Source organism: Shewanella sp. Shew256 (genome assembly GCF_002196695.1).
In the GTDB taxonomy this organism is placed as follows: Bacteria; Pseudomonadota; Gammaproteobacteria; order Enterobacterales; family Shewanellaceae; genus Shewanella; species Shewanella mangrovisoli.
In genome coordinates this window covers 132,114-156,832 of the sequence record NZ_NAJR01000011.1, presented here as the reverse complement: position 1 = coordinate 156,832, position 24,719 = coordinate 132,114, and the positions used below count along the sequence as shown (strand labels likewise).

The following is a 24,719-nucleotide window of genomic DNA, read 5'->3' as shown; positions in this document are numbered from 1 at the left end:
ATGGGCGCTCCGGTGGACTAGAGTCCCTATACACCTATAACGGGTTAACCACCGATATCAATGTCGAAGGACGCTTAATGTCGCGCACCTATGGCAGTCAAGGCTGGTTATATGAAACCGTGGATGCACAAAATGGCACCAACCGCTTTGCCTACGATAGCGCCGGTAGACCGTTAGTTATCCGCGATGCTAACAATAGTGATATCAAAGCAACTTACAACGGTTTTGGCCATAAAACCCAAGTTATCGACCCTAACCAAGGCACCACCAATTTTGGTTACAACAGCGTAGGCGAACTGGATAAGCAAACCGATGCCAATGGCGTGGTGCAAACCTATGTACTCGATGTACTGGGCCGTGTCACCAGTAAAACCACCACGGGCGGCAGTGCACCAGGTACGGCGACCTTTGTGTGGGACACCCTCAAGCAAGGCTTACTCACCTCTGAAACCGAAAACGGCGTCGCTCGCACTTATGCCTACACAACTGCGCTGCAATTGGCGCAAACCACAGTGACCGTTGATGGAGTGAGTCGCACAGTTAAACATCAGTACGATGGCTTCTATGGTCGTCCTAAGGCACTCGAATACCCGAACGGCTTAACGCTCAAATATAGCTATAACGATTATGGTTACCTCGAGCAGACCAGCAATGCTGCTTCTGGCTATCTCTATCGTCAAGTCACAGCCATGGATGAAGCAGGCCATATCACAGGCGCTGAACTTGGTAACCGGGTGATGTCGGAATCTCGCCGCTATTACAGCGAAGGCACCATGGCGAGTGTCGAAGTGGATGGCCCGCTGGGGCGTATTCATGCGCACTACTATGATGGCTATGATGATTTTATGAATCTCACCAGTGAACGTGATGGGGTGACAGGCCTAACTAAGAGCTACCGTTATGACACGCTTAATCGCCTAACGGAGTATCAGTTTAGCAATACCAATCCGACCTTTAGTGCCACGGTTAACTATGCCTACGATAAGGTCGGGAACTTCCTTAAGAAAACCGACTACAGCGCCAATAGCAGCACTGCCTACCGTTATGGTGGCAGCGCCTGCCTGAACAAGCCAAATGCAGTATGTCAGCTGACTAAACTCAATGGCACCACAGTCAACTTCCAGTATGACAATCGCGGTAATCTGCGGATCGGTGATGGTCTCACCATGACCTACAATGCCATGGATAAGCCACTGAGTGTCTCAGGCCGTGGTACAACCACCAGTTTTGTCTATGGCAGCGATAATATGCGCGCCAAGCAAAGCCGTACGGTCGGCAGTGCAACGACAACCACTTATTATGTCGATAAGTACTATGAAGCCGACAGTGATGGTAGCTGGCGTGCTTACTTAGACGACATTGCGGTACTCAGTTATACCTCACAGCGTGGTCATTTGCTGCAATTTACTCTCAAGGACCGCCTCGGCAGTGCAACCACCCTAGCCGACCAAAACGGCAATATCGTTAGTCAACGTTATTTTGACCCCTTTGGACGAACCGCATCGACAGGAGGTGGGCATCGTACTGATATGGTGAATAAAAATACCCTGCAATCAAAGCTGCAGGATTTGGATATCACCAATAAGAACCGCCGTGGTTTTACCGACCACGAGCATCTGAATGAACAGCAGTTAATTCATATGAACGGTCGGGTGTACGATTATAACCTCGGCAGGTTTATGTCGGTGGATCCGTTAATTCAGAGTCCGACCTCGACCCAGAGCGTCAATCCTTACTCGTACATCATGAATAATCCGCTAGCAGGCACAGATCCGACGGGGTATGCGGCGTGTTCCTCAACTGGAAGTCACCTTAAAGGTCAGAGTGGTGTATTCTGCTCAGCTATCGAGTATGGTTCCGGCGATTCAGGGAAAAAGCAAACCAGATCTGAACCCACTAAAATTAGTAATGGCGCATCTCTGGTGCAAGAGGAATTACCTGCAAACCTTCAAACCAGTGAACGGAATGGGCAAGGAAGCATTGCAAGTAAGTGGGACAATGCTACCTCAACTGAACAATTACTTGAGCTTGGTCAGGGCTTAATTGATTATTTTAATAATGCTGGAGGTGGTCATTGGTTGTTTAGCGCTTCAACAGCAGGCGGGGCTGCAGAGTTAGCGTTTAGTGGTACTTCGTTAGCTTCTAGTAAAGGAGCTGCTATTGCATTATTTGCAACAGGCACAACAATGAATGAGTGGGCAATTATAAGAGGAGCATCTCAAACAGCTGGTTCATACTCTTTAGATTCTATAGGTATGTTTGGTAAAGGATTAGCTACAATGGCTGGAGGGGCTGCATTAGGTATTGCGTTTGCGCAGAACTATCTTCTCTATAAAGATAGAAACATCTCTAGTTCAGAGTTTGTGGGTAAAACAATTTTTGATTTTTCTGCATTAAGAATTGGTTCATCTTCTCCTATAGGATTTCTAGGAGCTTCATTATATGGAGCAACAGATATGATGTATAAGTCAAATAACTTAAACTATCAAAAAGCTTCAGGAATAATTCAGATGAAGCGTGATGTTATAGATGGCTTCAATGGAAGGTATAATAATTTTTACGAAAATCAGAAGTTAACCCTGCCGTATAATGTCAACCCGTGGCAGTTGCTTCCGAATCATTAAGGGATGAAGATGAAAATTATTGGTTTATTGAAATTATACTTAGCTAATAGCTATAGAAAAAAAATGAGTTCTTGGGGTCGTAAGGCTATGTTATTTGTGCGGATGGATTTAATTTTATCTTTATCTGCAATTTTTTCTCCAATCGCAATATTATTTTCTATTCTAACCTTAGATGATCCCACTTATGCAGCCATATTGATTCCATTTTTTGGATGGTGTATAGCTTCATTCTTAGCGTTGAAATTTTCAATATATGATGATTTAGAAAAAATCAATACATCCAAAGCAGGAATGGTTAACTTTTTAATGTTTATTATAGCGGTGTTCAGTATTTTTATTAGTTGTCAACTGATTATATTTTATTATCCACAAAATTAAGTTACACGCGATTCAATGGCTGGGGCTGAAGAATCCCCTGATGATTTTCAGATAAATAATTAAATTAGAGTGAACTTGCACCTTGAATTGTGATCTGATGGAAGTGCGAACAAACATCAATCACAGGGCTTCAAGGTGCAAGTGTTAACTGCCGATTCTTTGCAATCCTCTGATTTTACATCGATTCAGGAGCGAATTAACTCGCTAAACACCCCAAATAATCCATTACCCCTCCCTGTGCAACAAACTGACTCCGCAACTAACGAAACTCATATTCCCCACAAGTCTCTCGTCCAATTCGATGGCGCAGCTCACCTGAATGAGTAAACGGGCATTCCATTTCATTTTGCCGATTATCTCGAACTGATTGATTGGACAGGCCGCGCCATCCGCCTTGATAAGAAAGGCTATATCGATAATCAACGGCCGAAACTACTCAATGAATTAGGTATTGCGCCCGATGCGTGGCTCACATCAGCCAAAGAGTTTCGTCGTCAATACAGTGGCATAAGTGGTCGATGGGATAGCATGTGTGAATTTAAAAAGCAGCATAACAGCGGCAAATGGTGTAAAGGTAAAGCCTCAAGCCAAGCGTTACATCCTTAAGTTGCTCACGACTCAGCGTTTAGGATTATTTTTGTTTATCCGAAATGAAGATAACTTCGCGCAAAACATAACACGTTTTTGTCCCGAAGCGTGTTGAGTAAGGTTATTAAATCTACAGACAGGCTACGCTGATGCTAAACAGGTGAGCCATGGTGATTAGCGAGCCGACCGTCCGCCCCATGGACGGGGCGGTCGAGCATCCACGGATGGACTAGCTGCGTGTCGGTGAGCAAATACCATGGGTCACCTATAAATTGTTGATTACATTTAAGCTCTTTAGTAACTGGTCACTCAGTTGTTTTTCCTCTTTCATTTTTAACGCCCTTTTGTCCCTTAGTTATTGAGACTTGAGACAATAAAAAAGCGCTAACCTAGGTTAGCGCTTTTGTTTTTGAATAAAGGTTATATTTATCGCACTAAGGTAAACAGTGGGGTTTGACTGACCGCTTGAAAATCCAGCGCCATGGTTACACTGAGTGCTGTGATGGTAATAATTGAAAAACCAAACACTTGTCTGGCCCAACGTGGCATATCCACATCTTGACGATAACCTTTGAGGGCCATAGTTAGCCACCAGAGGCTGGTGGCACAGGTCACGGCCATAAAGGCGGTGCCTGTGTAACCTGCGAGTGGCAGCATGGTGCTGACCAAGGCGAACACTGCGATATAGAGCACTATATGGTGCTTCGCCTTGGCCATCCCTTCGGCGACTGGCAGCACGGGGATCTTCGCGGCTGCATAGTCATTAAAGCGGAAAATCGCGATGGCGTAGGAGTGTGGCATCTGCCAGAGGCTGAACATCAGCAATAAAATCACTGCGCCCATATCCATTTGCCCCGTTACGCTGCAATAGCCCACCACGGGCGGTACCGCGCCCGAAAAGCTGCCGACTAAGGTGCCGTAAACCGAGTTTCGCTTCATATAGAGGCTATAAATCCCGACATAAACGACATAACCAATAGCGGCAAACAGCAGGGCTAAGGCATTGGTGAACAAGGCTAAGATACCAAATCCAAGCACGCCTAAGGCGATGCCAAACAGCAAGACATGGCTTAGGGGAATTTCGCCCGTGACGGTGACGCGTTTGCAGGTGCGCTGCATTTTGGCGTCAATGTCACGGTCAATACAGTTATTAATCGCACAGCCTGAGGCGACGACTAAGGATAATCCCACTAAGCTTGCCAGCATCAAGACCAGATCCACATCGCCCTTAGCGGCCAATAGGAAACCGCCAGCAACGGAAATCAGATTCCCGAAAATGATGCCAGGCTTAGTTACCTGTACATACCCTTTGAAGCGTGCTTTCCATTGCGTCGATGTCAATCTAGCTTGTGTGTTCATTTGCTGTGTCTCGTTACATCATCAAAGCGTTAGCTTCGAGAATGATCCATACCGACAAGCCAACCACCATCACGATGATCAGCGCGGTAAATAGGAAGGAGAAGGTGTTGATCTTGCCTTCCTTAGAGAAGTCCAAGTGCAGGAAGTACTTAAGGTGTACCAAAATCTGCACCAGTGCCGTGACAACGACAATGGCAAGCGTCGTCGATTGCTCGAAGTGATGGGTCATTACCGCCCAGAATGGGATGGCAGTTAACACCACTGACAGCACAAAACCGACTAAGTAGGACTTGATGCTGGCGGCCAGATCGTCTGCGCCATGGCTATGATCATGCGAATGAGTATGTGTGCTCATTACAATGCTCCCAATAAGTACACAACGGTGAATACACAAATCCACACGATGTCGAGGAAATGCCAGAACAAGCTTAAGCAGCTCAGGCGAGTGATGCTGCGGTTACCTAAGCCCGTTTTAGCGACTTCAATCATCATGATTGCCATCCAAATTAACCCAGCGGTCACGTGCAAGCCGTGCATGCCCACTAAGGTGAAGAAAGATGACAGGAAGGCGCTGCGTTGTGGGCCGTTGCCATGTTCGATCAGGTGATGGAACTCATAGACTTCCATGCCGATAAACACACAGCCCAGTGCAAAGGTAATGGCTAACCAAGTGAGGGTCGCCAACCTGTTGTGGCGCTTAGCGAAAATCAACGCAAAGCCATAGGTAATACTACTGAGCAGCAGGGCTGCGGTTTCGATCAGCACAAAGTCCAGTTCGAAAATGTCTTTACCCGATACACCGCCGTCGGTGTTCATATAGAGCACGGCGTAGGTGGCAAATACCGATGCAAACAGGATGCAGTCGGTCATCAGGTAGAGCCAAAAACCAAATAGGGTGTTGCCACCCGTGTCATGCTGCTCGTGGTGCTCCTCGGCGTGAGCAACTTCTAAATCAGCTGGGATTGCAACACTCATATCAGCCCCTTACTACATTGTTTAAGTGAGCATTTTCAATGCGTGCCACTTCATCGGGTTGAACGTAATAGTCGACATCGTTGTTATAAGCACGGAATAAGAACACGATAAACGCGCCCACCATGCCCACAATCGCGAGCCACAGAATGTGCCAAATCGCAGCAAAACCAGCGGCAGTAATGCCCAGCGCCATTAAGATACCGCTCGGAGTATTTTTCGGCATATGGATTGGCTGATAGTGTTTGAGGCGTTGATACGCGGTGCCTTTTTCTTTGGCATCGGTAAAGGCATCGATATCAGACACTTGTGGCAACTTAGCAAAGTTGTAGAACTGTGGTGGTGAGGCGGTTGACCATTCCAGCGTGTGGCCATTCCATGGGTCGCCCGTGGTGTCACGGTTTTGGTCGCGGTCACGGATACTCACGTACAGTTGCACGAATTGCAGAATGATACCGACCATGATGATGCAAGCACCCACGGCAGCGATATAGATCCACAGGTTCCATGCTGGGTTATCAATGTGGTTGATACGGCGAGTCATACCCATAAAACCGAGTACATACAGCGGCATAAAGGCCACATAGAAACCAATTTGCCAGCACCAGAATGACGCTTTACCTAAACGCTCATTTAAGTGGAAACCTGTCGCTTTCGGGAACCAGTAAGCAAAACCGGCTAAGTAACCGAACACGGCACCACCGATAATGGTGTTATGGAAGTGAGCGATCAGGAACAAGCTGTTGTGTAGCACGTAGTCGGCGCCAGGTACGGCCAATAACACGCCCGTCATACCACCAATGGTGAAAGTCACCATAAAGCCTAAGGTCCACAGCACTGGCACAGTTAAGCGCAGGCGGCCGCGGTAAATAGTGAACAACCAGTTAAACAGTTTTACCCCAGTCGGGACCGCAATCACCATGGTCATCACACCGAAGAAGGCGTTGACGTTGGCGCTGGAGCCCATGGTAAAGAAGTGGTGTAACCACACGATGAAGCCGAGGATCGAAATCGCGCCGCTGGCCCATACCATTGAGGAATAGCCGAACAGACGCTTAGAGGTAAAGGTTGAAATTACATCTGAGAAGATACCGAACGCAGGTAAAATCAGGATGTACACTTCAGGGTGACCCCAAGCCCAGAACAGGTTGATATACATCATGGCGTTACCACCACCATCATTGGTGAAGAAGTGGAAACCCATGTAGCGATCGAGTGTTAACAGTGCTAAAACCGCGGTCAGGATCGGGAACGATGCCACGATCAGGATGTTGGCCCAAGTACAAGTCCAAGTGAAGATGGGCATTTGCATCAGCTTCATGCCTGGAGCGCGCATCTTAAGCACAGTCGCGATAAAGTTGACCCCGGTTAAGGTTGTCCCTATCCCCGAAATCTGCAGCGCCCAGATATAGTAATCGACCCCGACGCCCGGACTGTAAGCCAGCTCAGACAACGGTGGGTAAGCCACCCAACCGGTACGGGCGAACTCACCTAAACCTAATGAAATATTGATCAGCACGGCACCAGATGCGGTTAACCAGAAGCTGAGGTTGTTCAAGAAGGGGAAGGCAACGTCGCGGGCACCGATTTGCAGTGGCAGCACTAAGTTCATTAGACCGATCATAAATGGCATCGCCATAAAGATAATCATGATCACGCCGTGGGCGGTAAAGATTTGGTCGTAATGTTCTGGCGGCAGATAACCCGCGGCGCCATTGGTGGCCAGTGCCTGTTGGGTACGCATCATGATGGCGTCGGAAAAACCGCGGATCAGCATGATGAAGGCAAGCACTATGTACATGATACCGAGGCGTTTATGGTCAACCGAGGTTAACCAGTCGTGCCAAAGCACACCCCATTTTTTGTGTTTAGTGATCAAGGCTGCGACGTACAGGCCTATCACGGCAACAACCGCAAGGGTCACCATGATGATAGGCTCATGATACGGGATCGCATCTAAGCTTAATTTACCGAGAAAAGACATGATTACTCCGCCTCCACTTGGTGAGTGGATGAGTGTTCTGTTGATGAAGTGTCAGAATGGGTTGAGCTTTCCATGTCGGCCATCTTCTGTTCGCTCGCCATATGCGCCATATCGTGGTGCATGCCAGCCATATTGTGGTCGGCACTCATGTGTTCCATACCTTCATGGCCTGCCATGTGCTCGTTTGAGTCCATGTGCATGTATTGCATAACGATTTGATCGAACATGCCGTGACTAACTGAGCCAAAGTATTCAACAGGATTGTTTTCACTCTTCTGTGCTAAGGCTTGGTAAGTCGCAGAGTCTAAGGTCTTAGTCGCCTGTTGTTTTGCCTTGGCTACCCAAGCATCGAAGTCGGCCGCCGTTGGCGTGGCAATGGCTTTAAACTTCATGCCCGCAAAACCTGCGCCGCTATAGTTAGCGGAAATACCGTCATAGGTACCGGGTTCGTTGGCAATTAGGTGCAACTTAGTCGTCATCCCAGCCATTGAGTAGATTTGGCTACCTAACTGCGGGATAAAGAAAGAGTTCATTGCGGTATCAGAGGTGATCTTAAAGTTCACTGGTACATTCGCTGGGAAAGCCAGTTCGTTTACCGATGCAACACCTTGTTCTGGATAGATAAACAACCATTTCCAGTCCATAGAAACCACTTCAACCGTAATTGGCTTTGCCTCGTGTTCGAGTGGTTTGTAAGGGTCGAGATCATGGGTTGAACCCCAAGTGATCACGCCCAAAATCAATACGATCACAATAGGCACAATCCAAACCACGGTTTCAATCGCGCTTGAATGGGACCATTTAGGGGCGTAAACCTCATGATCTCGGCCATCGCGGTATTTCCATGCGAAGAACAAGGTCATGAAGATCACGGGGATAACCACAATCAGCATGAGTAGGGTAGCGATGATGATCAGGTGCTTTTCATCGACACCGATCTGGCCCTTGGGATCCAATACGCCGCCATCACAGCCTGCGAGCATCAGGGCTATCGCCGCGAATGCTACTTTACTTAAATTTCGAATTAACAAAGGAAGATTCCTCTAACCCTAAGGTTTACAACTCTGCCCAGAGAGATTGGCAGTAGCATTGAGCGGCGTTATCCGAAGGCAAATCCGAAAGTGGCTCGAGCGCGGCACAAAAAATGCCTGCCACCCCAATGCAAGATTGAGGATCGACTTTCAGCGCTTAATGCTAAATTTGAATTTTAAAACAGAGAGTTACAATGGTGGGGCGCGACAACCGTGCGCAAGGTGCTCGAGGGATTTTAGCCTTGGGGGTGCTAAAAACAGGGCAGCATTAGTTAAATCTAAGCTGTTGAAAAACTTGAAGCCATTGTCGAACAGATTCCACAATTGCTTAATAATCTGGGGGTTGAGCAGTAATATGCTCAGCAGCGTGGCGCCGAAAAACTCGATTAAAAATCCATCGCTCAGGGTGATTAACTCACCTATGTCGATACAGCCACCGACCATCACCGACACTAGGTCAGCAGCGGGCAGCACAAACAGTAACCCGAAGATCAGGGCTAAGTTTGTCATACTGAAGTGGGAGAACCTCGCTACGAGATTCAATCCTTCAGCGATAAATTGGCTGAGTGCGAATTTCAATTAACAGGTCCGGCTGAACGAGAGGAAATTGTTGGCTGAATAAAAATTCAAGCTGCAACTTTTTTGTGCGGGCGGGAGGATAACAAGAAGCGGGGATTGATTGAAAGTGGATCCCGGGCTCAAAACGGCTTTTGCATTAAAAAAACCTTAATTAAAACCAAAATAAAACAAACAATTAACAAAATTAACTGAATTTATACTCATTACACTCGCAAAAAATAGGGTTAATGTGAGCTGCGTCAGAAAACGCCTTGGGTTAAATGTAAACAATTTGAGCTGGAAAAATCACCTAAACTCGCTGCGCTTTCGCCCCTTTTCACGGAATTATCTTTACCGCATTGATGCGGGTTAACCTCCTCACTCGTTAATGCCCATCCTTTGGCTGCGCTTAAGAGTTGGCGTGAGTCTAGCAGATTTCGCCATAGCAAACCGACCGCTAATGAGGCGTTTACGCTGGTGAGCGACAACAGAATTGATGATTAGCTTTTACTAAGCTTGAGATTGATTTGTAGATTAAGGCATTATGTGGCCTATCTGAGTTGCGGCTTAGTAATAAAAAGGGATTGGATATCAAAGCATTTGCTCACTACCTTAAGGTCAATCTACTCGTTGCCTTGGCTTACTTTGTCGTTGGCAAAATCGGTTTGTTGATTGCCTTGCCTCCCGGTTATTCGGCTGCCATTTGGCCTGCGGCGGGTATTGCCATTGCCTCCTGCCTGATATGGAGCAAGTATTCGCCCTGGTTTGGTATCTTGGTCGGCTCTTGGCTGATTAACATCAATATCGGTGGTGAGATCCATCTCGGTTGGCTGCCCTTAGTGATTGCTGCGGCATCGAGTTTACAGGCCTATGTTTCTGCCAATGTGATCCGCCGTATCGACCCCTTAGTGACCTTAGATAGACCCAACACTGTTATTAAGTCCTGCCTCAGCCTCTCGTTAACCTGCATGATTGCCACCCTCTTTGGTAATGCCGCCCTGGCCGCCCATGGCACCATTCCCATCAAGGATGTCTTTGGCAGCACGATTAATTGGTGGCTTGGGGATTTACTCGGAGCGGTAATCTTTATTCCGCTGACGATGTTGATCTTCGATCAGCGCTCCATTTGGCGCTCAAGGCGGATTCAGACTGGGCTGCCACTGTTGGTCGGCTTTTTATTCTGTGTCGGCATTTATTACTACTCGGATATGAACCAGCGGCAGCAGCTGCAGGATAAATTTCAAATTCAGTCCAATGCCATTATTAGCAATGTTGAAAGTTTTCAGGTGTCGAATCTACAGCAAGTGATTGCGCTTGCGAGTTTATTCGATAATAGCGAGCAGGTGTCTCAGGATGAATTTATCCAGTTTGGTAAGCGCAACCAACTGCAATTAGATGGGTTTCGGGCTTGGGCTTGGTCGCCACTGGTTGCCGCAACCGATAAAGACAGTTTTGAGGCCGCTACTCGTGCCGAGATTGGTGAACCATACCAGATTCGATACTTAGCCAATGGGCGACCCAATCCCGACGGTTGGTTAGTGCCGATTAAGTTTGTGCAACCGATAAACACTAGCCGTGCCGCCTTGGGTATTGATCTCAATGGTGAACCGACACGGGCGGCGGCGATTGCTAAAGTCCGCGCCACACTGTCGCCTGTGATGACCGGAAAAATTCAATTGGCGGAGGATCCCAATGGGCCTGGCGGGACGCTGTTTATTGCCCCCGTCTTCGACCGCTTAGGGAATATCGAGGGTTTTTGCTCGGCGGTTATCGACCTGCAATCGATTATCAATGCGGTGGAGCAGGTCAAAGGCTTGCACTGGCGACTCACAGACATGAGTGCTGGCGGAGCCTTACTCTACGCCAATAGCCAGAAGATTTTCCCTCAGTTTCAGGGGAACATACAAAGCGATAAGATGGGCCAGTATTATCAGGCCAACTTAATGCTGGCCGATAGGCATTGGCATATAGTGATCTATGAATCCTATTCCTCCTTGATGGGGGATACTTTTAGCCTGTCGCTGCTGATGTTACTGCTCGCCTTTATTACCTGCGCCGTAGTTGGCGGTATGACCTTAGTTTCATCGGGAGAGCGCCACCGCATCGCCGAAAAGGTGGCGGAAAAAACCATGGCACTCTCTAAGGAGATCGCCCGTAGCCAAACCTTCCAAGCGACCTTGATCGAGAGTGAGCAAAGGTATCGCACCCTGTTCGATAAGGCGCCCGTGGGCCACGCCTTAAAACGGCTAGAGGACGGGCAGTTTGTCGCCATCAACCAAGCCTTTATGGATATTACCGGTTATACCCTCGAAGAGTTGCAGATACTCGATCCTTGGGAGCTTACGCCCATTCGTTATCGGGTGAGTGAAACCGAGCAGCTCGAACGCCTTAAGCAGACTCGCCGTTACGGCCCCTACCAGAAGCATTATCGCCATAAGGGCGGGCAAATGGTGGCCGTGAGGTTAAATGGCTCCTTGGTTACCGCAGCTAACGGTGAGCAGCTGATCCTGTTTATTGTGGAGGACATTACCGAGCAGGAGCGCACCGTGGCTAGGGTTAACCTGCTGGCCCAGGTATTCCAGCAAAGCGGTGAAGGCATCACCATCATGGACGCGAATGACATTATCGTGGATGTGAATAGTGCTTTTACCCAAATTACCGGTTACACCCGAGATGAGATCATCGGCAAAAACTGTCGCTTCCTCGAAGCCGAGCGGACCGACCGTAGCAATGATGCTAGAGTGCGCGCCGCCCTCGAGCAGACCGGATTCTGGCAGGGTGAAGTGTGGGACAGACACAAGGAGGGATTTGATTTCCCTAAATGGTTGATGATGTCTGTCGTGCGGGATGAGACGGGGTCTGTCAGCCATTACATCGGTAGTTTTACCGATATCAGCGAACGCAAAGTTAATGAGGAGCGCATTCACTTCCTCGCGCACCACGATTCTTTGACTCTGCTGCCGAACCGCTTGAGTCTGCAATCGCGGTTAGAGACGGTTTTCAAAGAAGCCTTTGTCAGTCAGACCCAGATTGCCGTGATGTTTATCGATATGGATCACTTCAAAAATATCAACGACACCTTGGGGCACCATGTCGGCGATATGCTGTTGCTCGAAGTAGCGCGGCGGCTGAAGAGTATTGTGAGCAGCGATGATATTGTCGCGCGCTTGGGCGGCGATGAGTTCGTGGTGGTGTTGTCCGATACGGACCATGACGAGGTGGCTAAGGTGGCAGAAGCCCTGCGCAGTGGCTTGAATCAAACCTACACCATAGATAACAAGCCGCTGCATTCATCACCCAGCATAGGCATTAGCCTGTTCCCAACCGATGGTGACAGTGTTGAGGCGCTCATGAAAAATGCCGATATGGCCATGTACCGCGCCAAAGCGGCGGGGCGCAACAACTATCAGTTTTTCACCGTCGCCATGAACACCTTAGTGACCGAGCGTCAACAAATCGAAACCGGACTCAGGCAGGCGATTGCCCGTGATGAGCTGCGGCTGCACTATCAGCCGCAAATCGATATCAACACTGGGCAAATGGTTGGCGTCGAGGCGCTGATCCGTTGGCAACACCCCGAATTGGGCCTGGTGGCTCCCGATCGCTTTATCCCTATCGCCGAAGAGATCGATATGATCATCCCCATCGGCCAATGGGTGTTAGAGCAGGCGTTGGCGCAGCTAGCCGAGTGGCGAGAGAAGGGCGCCAAAGGGCTGCGGATGGCGGTCAATCTCTCGGCCCATCAATTGCGTAAGGACACTATCGTTGTCGATATCATCAACGTGCTTGCCAAGCATAAGTTGCCCAAAGGGGCGCTCGAGCTTGAAATCACCGAGAGTGTGGCCATGCAGTATCCCGAGCAAAATGCCAAGTTACTGGCCGAGTTGCGTCAGCATGGTATCGAATTGGCGATTGATGACTTTGGCACGGGTTACTCGTCACTCTCTTACTTGAAGTTATTGCCCTTAGACAGACTCAAGTTAGACCGCTCTTTTGTGAAGGATATCGAGAGCGATCCGAACGATGCCGCCATCAGTGCGGCAACGATTTCAATGGCACATGAGTTGGGGCTGACCGTCGTGGCCGAAGGGGTCGAGAATGAGGCGCAACTGGTGCTGTTATCGGGCATGGGCTGCGATTTAGTGCAGGGTTATTACTTTAGTAAACCCTTGGCGGCCGAAGAGTGTTTCCGTTTTATCGAGCGCAATTTTTAAGCCGTTTTTTATCCATTTAGAACTATACTTGGCTAAATCCGGCGATGGAAAGATGGATAAACTAAGGACGGCTTTATGCAAGTTATCTTCACCAAAGGTTCGAAGCGTTATGGACAATTACGTTGCGTGCGCATGGATGGCAGCGCAACCCAAACACAAATGCCCGAGCAGGGCATAGCTCCCCATGACATGATCCATTATGTCGTTGAAAAACGACTGCATATTCAGGGCGCATTTTTCGCCCAAGTGCGCGCAGGCGCCGATATCAGTTTTTCCCTCGAGCACAACGAAGCCTCCTTAGCCGTCGCGGATAAAACCTTAATTTGGCAAACCGAGTCGATTGTCGAATCCCTGCAATCTTTGCTGTGGTCAGCCGATACGCCGACCTATGCCGGGTTTTTATACCTGTTAGAGCAAAGCTGTAGCAACCGTAAACTGGCGCTGCCAGAGGTGTCTCAAGCGGACTTTGAACATATTATCAATGAGATAATGGAGCTGACCATCGAATGGCAGGGCATGGGTGAAGGCCAGTCCTTGACCCTCAAGTTTTAGCTATTTGAACATAAAGAAAGAGCGCGAATATTCGCGCTCTTTTTATTGGTTGAGATTATTCCCGGTGGCGGCGCTCTTGGCTCTGTGCCGATCTGCCTTGGCTATGCTCAGGGCTGCGGGCCATCTGCATATTTTGGCGTGAATCATTCTGTCTGGCTCGATTCTCTTCCCGCTGTCTTGGCGGCGCTTGGCGGGGCTGCTCCATACGTTGCGGTTCGGCGCGTCTTACCTCGGGGCGAGCTTCCGGTCTTTGTGGCTGAGTACGTGGCTCAAAGCTACGTGGTTGCTGCTCTCGAGTCTGATACTGGCGCTGTGGACTGTCCTTGGTTTGTTCCCTCGTCGCTTTTGCCTGCGCTTGTCTTACCTGATTATCCTGACGAAAATTGTCGTTACGCTCTTTCTGGTAACCTTCTCTTTTGGTTTGCGCCGAGTTTGTCGGTGCCACGCGGCGCTCTTTTAACTCGGCCTGAGTATTTTGGAAGCTAGGCGTACGCTCGCGGCTGTAGTGATTGTCGCGGCTTAGGTTGTTACTTCTGTCCTTATCTTGGCGCTTGTCATAGCCCTTGTTGTCGCGGTTATAACGTGCGTCTTGGTGTTCCCTCGATTTGGCATATTGGCTGGTAAAGTGCTGACCACTGCCAGTGGAGTGGGAGTCACGGCCACGGAATTTACTATCGCCGTAGTAGCGCTCTTTCACCACGGGATTGTGGTAAACCACGCCGCGTCTGTGCTCGGGTTTATGCTTCCAAGGTTGAGCACCATAACTGACTGAGTATCGCTCCCTTGGGCGATAATGGTGGGAGTGACGGTGATCGACAACGACGACTCTGTGGCTGTGCCAATGGAACGAGCTAAAGAAGTAGTTAAAGGAAATATGGATCCCGGGAGACCAGTAAAAGTAACTATGACTTGGGCGGTAAGGGTAGCCCACATAGCCACCAAACTCCCAATAAACAGGGGGATAGGCCACACCCCAGCGCCAAGTGCCATAAACCACGCGGGGATCATAGTAGGGCACATACACTACTTCGCGCCTTGCGGGTTCGATGATGATTTGGTTGTTCGCACGGGTCACCGCCATGTTGTCCATATTGGCCAAACTGTTGGCTTTATCCGCTTGTTGTCTAAGCGATTGAATGCCATCCATCACTTGGCCTTCGTCGGCTAAAAAGGCTTCGCCGAGTTTCTGGGTCCAATCTAAGTCTTCGCTCATTTTCTCTAAGACGTTAGGGAAAGCCATAAGGGCTTTAACACTCGGATCCCAGTCCTTGTCTTCGGTGCGAGACATCACCTCGTCGGTCGATAACTTAGGGTTATCCTCTAACCAACGCTGCGCCTGTACCACTTCGAGTGGATAGGTGGAGGCGATCAAAATATGGCTCAATAAACTATCGGGGTAGAGTGCAATGGGCGCAAGCATCTGTTCGAGTTCGGCTTGGCTCAGTGAAGCACTTGAACCTTGGCTGACTGATACGCCTGCGGCTTGAGTTGGCGCAGTGAACGGCAGGGCAACTAACGCCGCCGATAACACCAGCCATTTCCATCGATGTAATCTGTTCATGGTTCGCTCCAATAATCCTATTTGAGGATGTTATTGGCATCATAGGCGCGTGAATATGAACATAAGCTGAAAGTATTTTGTAGGGCAAAAAGAGTATTGCCGAGCCATTCTCAGCTTAAAAATTAACTATCTTTATGAAAAATTAAAGATTAAGCCGAGTGGGTGAAATTAACCGTAAACTTGGCGCCGCCTAAGTTTTCTGAACGGGATACGGAAATTCGGCCGTTATAGCTATCCACTAAATCGCGGACAATCGCTAGGCCAATGCCGTTGCCTTGGCGGTAAGAGTCGGCGCGGATCCCACGCTCAAATATTTGAGTTTGCAGGGCTTCGCTGATCCCAGGACCATCGTCCTCAATACAGAGCTGTAACTGATAGGCATTGCCTGTGACGGTTAATTTGACCTGTGACTTGGCAGCCTTACAGGCATTATCGAGCAAGTTGCCTAAAATTTCGGTGAGATCGGCTTCATCACCCTTAAATACGGCATGTGGTGCTAGGTCGCCGCTGAGATCTATCTGCGGCTCTCGATAAATCTTGGCCAAGGTTCGCAGCAGTTTGGCGGCGACATCCTCCACCTTAATGCCTAAATGCCAAGAAGCGGCCGCCGCCGTTTGGGCGCGTTTAAGCTGGTGGCTGATGATACGACTGATATTCGACACTTGCTCTCTCGAGGCTTCGCTTAAGTCCGCCTGACTCTTAATCACCGCCAGCGGGGTTTTTAGGCTGTGGGCCAAATCCGCAAGGGCATTGCGATAGCGTTTACGCTGGGTCTGCTCGGTATTGAGCAGGATATTCAATTGCCGCGCGACTTCCTGTAGCTCACTTGGATACTGGCTACTGAGCTGGGTCGATTTACCCTGTTCGACATCGTGGAGTTCTTGGGTAAAGCGCGCCAGCGGCCTAATGGTCCAAATCAACCAACTTAACTGAAACACCAGCATCACTAAGATCAAGATAAGCAACCAAGTCCAAAGTTGTTGATTAAATTGGGAGATTTGCTGTTGAAACTCCAATTCATCCTTAATGATATGGATAGTCACTGGTACGTTTTCGTTCAGGCTGGCAAAGCTGACGCTAAAGCTGTAGATAAGATGCGGCGCACCATCGAGGTCGATTTGCTCAAACGCGCTCTTGCCCGTGGGAGGAATCGTAAAATGCTCGGGCGGCGTGATGCCCATAAAGGATTGAGAATGCCAGACTATGCTCTGCTGATGCTCGGCATTCTCTGTGGTGGCAATGGCATAGAGGCCTGATTGAATGAGGTTAAAGCGGTTTTCGAGCACTAATTCGGGGATAAAAATCCGTTTGTTTTCAACCTCAGTCACCGCTAACACCGAATACACATAGGCACTTAGCTCGTTTTTAGCGGCGCTTTTTACTTGCTCGGCAAAGGCGTCATTGAGGGCGACCCCAATCAGCGGCAGCAGCACCAAAATAAACAGCAGCGCACTGAGGACGAGCCGAGTTTTGAGGGAGTTTAATAACTGCCAGGCAAGCGCACGCTTACTCATCTGGGGAGATGACTCTTAAACGATAGCCTTGGCCGCGCAGGGTTTCGATCAGATTGTATTGGTTATCTGGGTCGAGTTTTTTGCGTAAACGGCGGATAAAGACTTCGATAACGTTGGAGTCGAGGTCAAAATCCTGATCGTAGATATGTTCGGTGAGCGCAGTTTTCGATTTCACTTCGCCCTGATGCAGCATAAAAATCTCAAATAGCTTGTATTCAGAGCCGCTTAGGGGGACGAGTTCATCCCCTTTGCGCACTTCTAAGCTACTGGTATTTAAGCTAAAGGGACCGTTAGTAATCACTGGGCTGGCTTTACCGGCCGAGCGACGGATCAAGGCTTTGAGCCGAGCCACTAATTCCTCGGGATGAAAGGGCTTAGTGAGATAGTCGTCGGCACCCGCATCGAGACCCTCGACTTTATCCTGCCAGCTATCGCGCGCGGTTAAAATCAGGATAGGGAACGCGCGCTCTTTTTGGCGCACGCGGCGAATAAGGCTTATGCCGTCGAGTTTAGGTAAACCGACATCGATAATCGCGGCATCATAATTATATTCAATGGCTTGATACAGGCCTTCTTCACCGTCGCTGGCGACATCTATGCTGTAGTGAGCATCGAGCAAGTGCTGTTTTAAGTTGGCTTGAAGCGCTAAATCGTCTTCAACGAGTAAGAGTCGCATATTAATTCCTCGAAACACGCCCAGTGGCGGCATCCACCGAAACAGAAAAAACTTGGCCATCGTTATTGAGGATTTTGACTCTATAGCCTGAGCCACTCGACTGCACGCTGAGCACTTTTCCTCGATATTGACGTTGCGCCATCGCCACGGCCTGATCTGGACTGTTGACCACAAGGCGGCGCTGTTCATTCTTCACACCTTGGCCGCGCGATTGATTACGATCATCGTGTTTATCATTGCCCGCCATGCTGCCAAAGGAGGTGCATAAGCAAGCGACTAGGGTCAGTGTCAAACCAAGTTTCATATCTGTTACCCGCGCATGTTCGGCGATCTTAAGTGAGTAGCTAGGTGGATAGCTTATCGAGTCGACTAAGAATACCTTATCACCATAACAAACACATAGAGATCAGCCAATTGGTAAACACAATTCCTTTAAAATTCACTGCGATTCGTGGGATTTTATCGAGTTAATCCCCATCGAACCTCTTTACAGAACAGGAGTCATATCCTGTGACATATTAGCAGTGTTAACCAAAACAGATGAATTGAGGCTGAACGGCTTTTTACCCCAAAAAATCACGGTTTTTAATGTTCAGCTTATGTTCACCTTGAGTGCCCTCTAATGTCACCAATTTGAACGGATTATCCAATGGGGTATTCAAGATGAGCACACTCAATCAATCAGGTATCGTAGGCACAACTCACTCTACCTTTATCAAGGCAATGGCATTGGCAGGCGCATTACTGGCGCCGACCATGGTGAGCGCTGAGTCCTTGGACGAGTCAAACTTGGCCCCCTTTAGCGCGGCCAGTATTGGGATGGCGAAAAAAACCGATGCCGAACAGGCCGCAGAGCAAGAGCAACAGGCTCTAAGACTATTGCAGCAGTCGGCGCCCGCTCAAAGTGTGGGTGAAGCCGCTGCGGCCGCAGTTAAATCTTTAGCGCCATCGTTGTCGCCAAAGAGTCCGAGTGCTCATCGCGTGCAATTGATGGGCGCAACCCCCATGACCCGCGAACAAGTGATTGCTAAGCACACGAGTCAGCCTATCCCAAGCTCGAGTGCGACCAGTGAAGATCCCTATCGCGCCCCTGTGTATCACAGCTTTGCGATTTTTGATGCCAGCAGCCGTTTATTTGAAGACTTTGATTATGATGGGTTTTATCAAACCTTCAGCGTGACCTTCGATGTGGATGTCTTTGGCTCATATCTTAATGAGCGCGCCGACCTGTTTGCCGAGTTGTACCTCAGCCGTAACGGCGGCCCTTGGGTGCATTACTACACCACGGACGTGTTTACCATTTACGGTGACTCGACGCAGGACGATTACGAAGTACTGACTACCCTCTACACTGGTTATCCAACGGATCACTACGATGTATTAATCGATGTTTATGAAGTAGGTTATAGCGATATTGTCGCCACCATTAGCGCCGATGACACCGATGGCTTATATGCCTTGCCGCTGGAAAGTAGCGACCGTGACCGTGTTGACGAAGTGATTGTGGTGGAAGAAAGTGGTGGTGCATTGTCTATCTTTGCCTTGCTTGGCCTTGGGTTGTTCGCTGCACTACGCAAGCGTGAAAAATGGGTTTAATACCCTGAAATAAACTCTTTTGTAAGCCATCAGGGTTTTACTAAGTCAGCGCCTATTTAGAGTAAACAACGTGGCTAATACTAAAGGCAGCGTATCCATCGATACGCTGCTTTTTTATTTCGCAATGCGGGTAACAAAAGCAACCTTGCGATTTATCGGCAATTTGCCCTCCTCTGCTACAAATCCCCTTTTTCTCTCTGTGTTTATCATTTCCGATTCGGGCTAGTATGGGCAAGTTACGTTAACTAAAGGAAGAGAGACATGATTGCTCAAGGTCAAACATTACCAGCGGCGACGCTAAGCCAACTGACTAAAGATGGCATGGTAAATCATCAAGTTACCGAGCTGTTCGCGAGTAAAAAAGTGGTGTTATTTGCAGTGCCTGGTGCTTTCACACCAACTTGTTCTGAAGCGCATTTGCCAGGTTATGTGGTGCTGGCCGATCAATTTAAAGCTAAAGGCGTTGATTTAATTGCCTGTGTATCGGTAAACGATGCCTTTGTGATGAAAGCCTGGGGCGAAGCGCAAAATGCGTCTGAGCTACTGATGCTTGCCGATGGTGATGCCAGCTTTACTAAGGCGCTTGGACTCGAAATGGATACCGCTGGCTTTGGTGGTGTACGTTCACAACGTTATGCGATGATCATCGATAACGGCGTGGTGACTTTACTGAATGTAGAAGCACCTAAGTCATTTGAAGTGAGCAAAGCCGAAGTGGTATTAGCGGCACTTTAATGCTTGATTAAAAAACAAAATGGGAGCCTAGGCTCCCATTTTTATTGGCATCAAGCTTAAGCAGCTCGGGCAGGTACTGTGTTGGTGTCGGCTATGCCTAGGCTGGTCTCAATATCTTCCACGCTTTGCTGTACTTCTTGGGCAATCACTTCGCTCTGCTGCGAACTGGTTTGCGCTTGGTCTTTTAGGTTATCCATGCTGCGAACAAATTCATCGAGGTAATCGACCTGTTCCTTGGCGTTGAGCGAACCCTGCTTGGCGGTATTGGCCATTTCACTCGCTTGATTTTGTACGGTTTGTGCCACATGCCATAGGCTCTGTGCCCGCTGTTTTTGGCTATTGGTCGCTTGGGCAATGCCATCGACACTCTCGCCGAGAGCAAGGTTAGATTGGGTGAGCTGATGCAGGATTTTCACGATTTCATTTAACGACACCTGAGTGCGTTGACTTAGGCTTCGCACTTCATCGGCGACCACGGCAAAACCGCGACCTTGCTCGCCCGCACGGGCGGCTTCGATGGCGGCATTAAGTGCCAACAGATTGGTTTGCTCGGCAATGTTGCCAATCACATCAATGATTTTAGCAACATCTGCCACTGAGTTATTCAGGCTTTCGAGCGAGGCATGGCAAAGGCCAACCGCCGTCTGGGTTTGTTCTGTGGCACTCAGCACGGCTTCGGCCTCGGTTTGGCTCGACTGCATTTGACGCATGGTTTCGGCCGCGCTTTGTTCAACAAGGGCCGAGGTGTGGCTGACCTCATTGGCGAGGCTGCGGATATGCTCGGTTTGCGACTGAGTGTCGGCGACTATGGTCTGAGTGTGTTCGGTGTGCTGCGACAGTTGAGTAATGCGCGCAACCAACTGGCTTAAGGATTGGGATACTTTAGTCATTTGTTGGCGCTGGAGTTCGTCTTCTTGCTCGAATCTGTGCAGTAATTGATTGAAATGGCCTGCAATTTGGCCGGTTTCGCAGCGGCGATTGATGTCCAAGCGTTCGCGACTGTTGGACTCGCTTAATTGCATAAAGGCTTGATTGAGGCGTTTAAGGGGCTTAACCACACGGTTCTGTTGCAGGATTAAATAGCCGATAGCAAACAGCGCCATAATCGAAACCATCGCATAAAGAATGACTTGTAACTCATATTTGAGTTGTTGGTTTTTGGCGGCCTGCGCCTCACCGAGGGCGATGAGCTGCTGTTCAACTCTGCTAATGGCTTGAATTAACTGCTCTTGCATCTCCTGATTGGCTTGCAGCAGTTGGTGGGTGTTGGCGACTTCTTTATTGTATCGATTGGCAAGGCTTAACAGCTCGCTGCGATCATTTTCGCCCACTTCAATCTGTTCTGGTTCACTCGCGCCGAGGGCAAATTCATCGGCTTCCTGCTGCTCGTACACACCGATTAACGGCAGGGCGTTCAGTCGGTCACGCCACTGGTTTAGCTCCTTGCTGGTGCTGTCGAGAATATTTTTAAGTTGCTGATTTTTATCGATGAGATAGCCATCGGTAAGCTGCGACAATTGATAAACAATGCTCGGTAAGTCGCGGCTCAATTGCAGATATTGTTCGGCCACAGTGGCATTAATCGCTAAACCTTTGTCAGCGTAACTGCCGAGCCTGCGGTTATAGTCGAGCATTTCAGATTCGGCGTGGGCCAGCAGTTGTCTTGGATTGCCCGCGAGTTTGCCTGCGGCGCGGTATTTAGTGTCTAAGTCTTGAATGAATTGGCTAAGGCCAGTTTGCAATTCCTCATCGGCACTGCCCGCTGCGGCGAGGTTGAGCTCGCTTAGCTCAGTTTTAATCTTGCTCAGCTTGGCTTTGGCTTCTTCGAGTTGGGTCGCGTTGCCACTGGCTAAATAGCCATCGAGATCGCGGCGTACCCCCACGAGAAAATCCTGTTGTAGGCCTTGAAGTACTTGGGTTTGTTGCTCAATCTGTTGTCTTTGATCGCTGCTCCACAGCACCACGGCTGCTAATAGTCCAGCAAGCAATAACAACAGCGCCGAAGCTGAGAGTGACAGCGTTGAAATCTTCATGATGCAATCTTCATTGGAAACTTTAGGAAGTTAACTGCCTAGAGTTTATGAATTTCGCGTGACATAAATATGACAATACAAGTTGAATGTCAGCGTTGTCATGCCGGAATCTTGGATTTACTCCAAGGGGAGCCAGACTTGGGCTTTTAAGCCGCCCTCAGTGCGGTTAGATAAGGTCACTTGGCCTTGGTGACGGTCGATAATCCGTTTGATGATGGCGAGCCCAAGGCCCGAACCGACACTGCCGCGCGCAATATCACCTTGGGTAAAAGGCTGAAACAGTTTGGGAATTTGCGACTCATCAATCCCCGGGCCATTATCCTCAACGCTAAAGCCGATACGCTTACCATCAAATTGCGAGCTTATCCGCACCCAGCCCGAACCATAACGGAAGGCATTTTCGACCAGATTACTGAGCACTCGCTTAATCGCCAGCCCTTGGAACAGCGCCTCAGGGCAGTCGCTCAGTACGACTTCAATTTCACCGTCGCGGTTGGCTTCGGCCTGCGCAATATCTTGAATGAGTTTATTAATTTGCCCTAGCTCGCGGCTCGCCTCCTGATCTTGGCGAATGTAGGCAATAAACTGGCTGATAATGGCGTCCATATCTTCGATATCGTTGACGATACCATCTTTAAGATATTGATCTTCCTCGACCATCATCTCGGAGGCGAGGCGAATCCTCGTCAGTGGCGTGCGTAAATCGTGGGAAATACCCGCCATCAACAGGGCTCTGTCCTGTTCGAGCTGCTTCATGCTGTGGGACATTTGGTTGAAGGCATTGGTCACTTCCACCAGTTCGCTCGAGCCTTTTAGCGGCAAAGGCTCGGGAAACTCACCGCGGGAAACCGAGATTGCGGCTTTTTGTAAGCGTCTTAATGGTCTGTTTTGCTGGCGAGCAAACCACCATCCACCGGCGACACTGAGTGCACCGATCACCATTAAGTACAAGGTGAGTGGTGACAGGTCGGAAACGTTTTGCCCGATGAGTGGCACTTTAATCCACACCGACGGCGCCTGCGGGGGGCGGATCCAAATTTGTAGCACTGTGCCGTGGGTGACGCGAACTTCAGCATCGCCACCTAGGTATTCCGACATCTGCGATGACCAAAAACCGTAGTAGGTGGCCTGTTCGATTCCCGCTTCGCGGGCCTGTTGTTGGTTGTAGACCTTCATGCCATCGTCACGGACTTTGGCATTGAGCGCATCGACTATGGTTAAGTGTTCGCGGCCGATATCGATACCATCGACAAATAACAGATTGATTTGACGAGCAATTAACTGGTTGATTTGCTGGTAACTGGGCTTTAATACATACACAGCCACAGTGACATAGGAAACCAGCTGATTGATCAACAGTAGACAACCAATCAGCATAACGGTTTGGCTAAAGGCGCTGCGGGGAAGAAAGCGCCACCAAAACTTAGATTTCATCTTGATGCCAACGCACTGACGACTTCAGGCAAGAGTGGCTCATCGACGGGCGGCGCCATCGGGCACAAACACATAACCTAGGCCCCACACGGTTTGGATATACCTTGGGTTGGCGGGATCCTTTTCAATTAAACGGCGCAGGCGCGAAACCTGTACGTCAATCGAGCGCTCCAGCGCCGAATAATCACGGCCACGGGCGAGGTTCATCAGTTTATCCCGCGACAAGGGTTCGCGTGGATGGGTGACTAACACTTTTAATACGGCGAACTCGCCACTGGTGAGTGCGATGGCCTCATTACCGTGGTACATCTCGCGGGTGGCTAAGTCGAGGGAGAACTCGCCAAAGCTGATTTCGGCCTCTTGCTGCGCGGGCGCACCGGGGACATCCTGAATTTGGCGGCGCATTACCGCTTTGATCCGCGCCAATAATTCCCTCGGATTAAAGGGTTTTGGCAAATAGTCATCGGCACCGAGTTCTAAACCGATAATCCGGTCGACCTCATCGCCCTTGGCGGTGAGCATCACAATCGGAATGGTACTGCCCTGTTGGCGCAGACGACGGCAGATGGATAGCCCATCTTCACCGGGCAACATCAGATCGAGCACAATGAGGTGGAAGTTTTCACGCTCCAATAAACGGTCCATCTGCTCAGCATTGGCCGCACTGCGCACCTGATAGCCTTGCTCCATCAGGTAACGCTCGAGTAGTGCTCGTAGGCGCATATCATCATCGACGACGAGGATTTTCGAGGTTTCTTGTCCCATGGGATGTCCTTAAATTGCTCGGATTATTGCTTTTATTCTTTATGCCGTCATACAACAAAGATTAACTGGCTGAAATTGAAAACGAATCTGCCAAGAATGTGCTTAATATAGCTGGATTCAATCTGAGCGACTAGCTCATGATGTG

The 24,719-nt window shown here is 49.2% G+C and carries 19 protein-coding genes and 1 pseudogene; 7 read left to right on the top strand and 13 right to left on the bottom strand.

The window, feature by feature from the left end:
* From B5P39_RS18200 to B5P39_RS25030, 3 genes and pseudogenes are all read left to right on the top strand, one after another.
* Nucleotides 1-2,624 (top strand): RHS repeat domain-containing protein (locus tag B5P39_RS18200; protein ID WP_303395033.1); only part of this gene is annotated, 2,624 nt, incomplete at its 5' end.
* A 9-nt stretch (nt 2,625-2,633) separates the two neighbouring features.
* A complete protein-coding gene (locus tag B5P39_RS18195; protein WP_088212525.1) occupies nt 2,634-3,002 on the top strand; it encodes a hypothetical protein in 369 nt (122 codons plus the stop codon).
* Nucleotides 3,003-3,287: 285 nt separating this feature from the next.
* A pseudogene (locus B5P39_RS25030) lies at nt 3,288-3,608 on the top strand (alpha-amylase family glycosyl hydrolase); the annotation flags it as partial.
* Nucleotides 3,609-4,016: 408 nt separating this feature from the next.
* Here the strand turns inward: B5P39_RS25030 and cyoE are convergent.
* The 6 genes from cyoE to B5P39_RS18160 all read right to left on the bottom strand — a co-directional run bounded on the left by cyoE (nt 4,017) and on the right by B5P39_RS18160 (nt 9,446).
* Nucleotides 4,017-4,949 (bottom strand): heme o synthase, encoded by a 933-nt coding sequence (gene cyoE, locus B5P39_RS18185; protein WP_011718749.1) that lies wholly within the window; start codon nt 4,947-4,949, stop codon nt 4,017-4,019.
* A gap of 13 nt (nt 4,950-4,962) precedes the next feature.
* Nucleotides 4,963-5,304 carry a cytochrome o ubiquinol oxidase subunit IV gene (cyoD, locus tag B5P39_RS18180; protein ID WP_011627629.1) on the bottom strand — a complete coding sequence of 114 codons (342 nt, stop codon included), beginning with the start codon at nt 5,302-5,304 and terminating at the stop codon, nt 4,963-4,965.
* A complete protein-coding gene (gene cyoC / locus B5P39_RS18175; RefSeq protein ID WP_088212524.1) occupies nt 5,304-5,924 on the bottom strand; it encodes a cytochrome o ubiquinol oxidase subunit III in 621 nt (206 codons plus the stop codon). The genes cyoD and cyoC overlap by 1 nt, the downstream gene beginning before the upstream one ends.
* 1 nt (nt 5,925) lies before the next feature.
* Entirely contained in the window at nt 5,926-7,905 is a 1,980-nt protein-coding gene (gene cyoB / locus B5P39_RS18170) for a cytochrome o ubiquinol oxidase subunit I (RefSeq protein WP_088212523.1), read from the bottom strand.
* A gap of 2 nt (nt 7,906-7,907) precedes the next feature.
* Entirely contained in the window at nt 7,908-8,936 is a 1,029-nt protein-coding gene (cyoA, locus tag B5P39_RS18165; RefSeq protein WP_011624544.1) for a ubiquinol oxidase subunit II, read from the bottom strand.
* A 189-nt stretch (nt 8,937-9,125) separates the two neighbouring features.
* A complete protein-coding gene (locus B5P39_RS18160) occupies nt 9,126-9,446 on the bottom strand; it encodes a hypothetical protein (protein WP_023266127.1) in 321 nt (106 codons plus the stop codon).
* Between the two features lie 632 nt (nt 9,447-10,078).
* Here B5P39_RS18160 and B5P39_RS18155 point away from each other — a divergent pair.
* Both B5P39_RS18155 and B5P39_RS18150 read left to right on the top strand, forming a co-directional pair.
* Entirely contained in the window at nt 10,079-13,708 is a 3,630-nt protein-coding gene (locus B5P39_RS18155) for an EAL domain-containing protein (protein WP_176399995.1), read from the top strand.
* A 75-nt stretch (nt 13,709-13,783) separates the two neighbouring features.
* Nucleotides 13,784-14,260 carry a hypothetical protein gene (locus B5P39_RS18150; RefSeq protein ID WP_023266124.1) on the top strand — a complete coding sequence of 159 codons (477 nt, stop codon included), beginning with the start codon at nt 13,784-13,786 and terminating at the stop codon, nt 14,258-14,260.
* A gap of 55 nt (nt 14,261-14,315) precedes the next feature.
* Here the strand turns inward: B5P39_RS18150 and B5P39_RS18145 are convergent, their stop codons facing one another.
* The 4 genes from B5P39_RS18145 to B5P39_RS18130 form a co-directional block, all read right to left on the bottom strand.
* Complete coding sequence (locus B5P39_RS18145) at nt 14,316-15,821, bottom strand: DUF3300 domain-containing protein (RefSeq protein WP_088212522.1); 1,506 nt, start codon at nt 15,819-15,821, stop codon at nt 14,316-14,318.
* 149 nt (nt 15,822-15,970) lie between these two features.
* Nucleotides 15,971-17,335, bottom strand: a complete 1,365-nt coding sequence (locus tag B5P39_RS18140; protein WP_088212521.1) for an ATP-binding protein — start codon at nt 17,333-17,335, stop codon at nt 15,971-15,973.
* Entirely contained in the window at nt 17,328-18,011 is a 684-nt protein-coding gene (locus tag B5P39_RS18135) for a response regulator transcription factor (protein ID WP_088212520.1), read from the bottom strand. Before B5P39_RS18135 ends, B5P39_RS18140 begins: the two co-directional genes overlap by 8 nt.
* A gap of 1 nt (nt 18,012) precedes the next feature.
* Nucleotides 18,013-18,315: a PepSY domain-containing protein gene (locus B5P39_RS18130; RefSeq protein ID WP_011624537.1), complete on the bottom strand. Its 303-nt coding sequence runs from the start codon at nt 18,313-18,315 to the stop codon at nt 18,013-18,015.
* Nucleotides 18,316-18,674: 359 nt separating this feature from the next.
* On the opposite strand from B5P39_RS18130, the gene B5P39_RS18125 reads away from it, so the two are divergent.
* Nucleotides 18,675-19,607: a choice-of-anchor H family protein gene (locus tag B5P39_RS18125; protein WP_088212519.1), complete on the top strand. Its 933-nt coding sequence runs from the start codon at nt 18,675-18,677 to the stop codon at nt 19,605-19,607.
* 261 nt (nt 19,608-19,868) lie between these two features.
* Nucleotides 19,869-20,342 (top strand): peroxiredoxin, encoded by a 474-nt coding sequence (locus tag B5P39_RS18120; protein WP_088212518.1) that lies wholly within the window; start codon nt 19,869-19,871, stop codon nt 20,340-20,342.
* 56 nt (nt 20,343-20,398) lie between these two features.
* Here B5P39_RS18120 and B5P39_RS18115 read toward each other — a convergent pair whose 3' ends face one another.
* The 3 genes from B5P39_RS18115 to ompR all read right to left on the bottom strand — a co-directional run bounded on the left by B5P39_RS18115 (nt 20,399) and on the right by ompR (nt 24,574).
* On the bottom strand, nt 20,399-22,375 hold the full coding sequence (locus tag B5P39_RS18115) for a methyl-accepting chemotaxis protein (RefSeq protein WP_088212517.1): 1,977 nt from the start codon (nt 22,373-22,375) through the stop codon (nt 20,399-20,401).
* A gap of 117 nt (nt 22,376-22,492) precedes the next feature.
* Nucleotides 22,493-23,809, bottom strand: a complete 1,317-nt coding sequence (gene envZ / locus B5P39_RS18110) for a two-component system sensor histidine kinase EnvZ (RefSeq protein ID WP_023266461.1) — start codon at nt 23,807-23,809, stop codon at nt 22,493-22,495.
* Between the two features lie 39 nt (nt 23,810-23,848).
* Nucleotides 23,849-24,574: an osmolarity response regulator transcription factor OmpR gene (gene ompR / locus B5P39_RS18105; RefSeq protein ID WP_011718733.1), complete on the bottom strand. Its 726-nt coding sequence runs from the start codon at nt 24,572-24,574 to the stop codon at nt 23,849-23,851.
* Nucleotides 24,575-24,719: the final 145 nt, after the last annotated feature.

Coding starts and splice junctions, on each gene's coding strand:
- B5P39_RS18195 (WP_088212525.1), top strand. CDS start 2,634: ATGAAAATTATTGGTTTATTGAAATTATACTTAGCTAATAGCTATAGA.
- cyoE (WP_011718749.1), bottom strand. CDS start 4,949: ATGAACACACAAGCTAGATTGACATCGACGCAATGGAAAGCACGCTTC.
- cyoD (WP_011627629.1), bottom strand. CDS start 5,304: ATGAGCACACATACTCATTCGCATGATCATAGCCATGGCGCAGACGAT.
- cyoC (WP_088212524.1), bottom strand. CDS start 5,924: ATGAGTGTTGCAATCCCAGCTGATTTAGAAGTTGCTCACGCCGAGGAG.
- cyoB (WP_088212523.1), bottom strand. CDS start 7,905: ATGTCTTTTCTCGGTAAATTAAGCTTAGATGCGATCCCGTATCATGAG.
- B5P39_RS18160 (WP_023266127.1), bottom strand. CDS start 9,446: ATGACAAACTTAGCCCTGATCTTCGGGTTACTGTTTGTGCTGCCCGCT.
- B5P39_RS18150 (WP_023266124.1), top strand. CDS start 13,784: ATGCAAGTTATCTTCACCAAAGGTTCGAAGCGTTATGGACAATTACGT.
- B5P39_RS18145 (WP_088212522.1), bottom strand. CDS start 15,821: ATGAACAGATTACATCGATGGAAATGGCTGGTGTTATCGGCGGCGTTA.
- B5P39_RS18140 (WP_088212521.1), bottom strand. CDS start 17,335: ATGAGTAAGCGTGCGCTTGCCTGGCAGTTATTAAACTCCCTCAAAACT.
- B5P39_RS18135 (WP_088212520.1), bottom strand. CDS start 18,011: ATGCGACTCTTACTCGTTGAAGACGATTTAGCGCTTCAAGCCAACTTA.
- B5P39_RS18130 (WP_011624537.1), bottom strand. CDS start 18,315: ATGAAACTTGGTTTGACACTGACCCTAGTCGCTTGCTTATGCACCTCC.
- B5P39_RS18125 (WP_088212519.1), top strand. CDS start 18,675: ATGAGCACACTCAATCAATCAGGTATCGTAGGCACAACTCACTCTACC.
- B5P39_RS18120 (WP_088212518.1), top strand. CDS start 19,869: ATGATTGCTCAAGGTCAAACATTACCAGCGGCGACGCTAAGCCAACTG.
- B5P39_RS18115 (WP_088212517.1), bottom strand. CDS start 22,375: ATGAAGATTTCAACGCTGTCACTCTCAGCTTCGGCGCTGTTGTTATTG.
- envZ (WP_023266461.1), bottom strand. CDS start 23,809: ATGAAATCTAAGTTTTGGTGGCGCTTTCTTCCCCGCAGCGCCTTTAGC.
- ompR (WP_011718733.1), bottom strand. CDS start 24,574: ATGGGACAAGAAACCTCGAAAATCCTCGTCGTCGATGATGATATGCGC.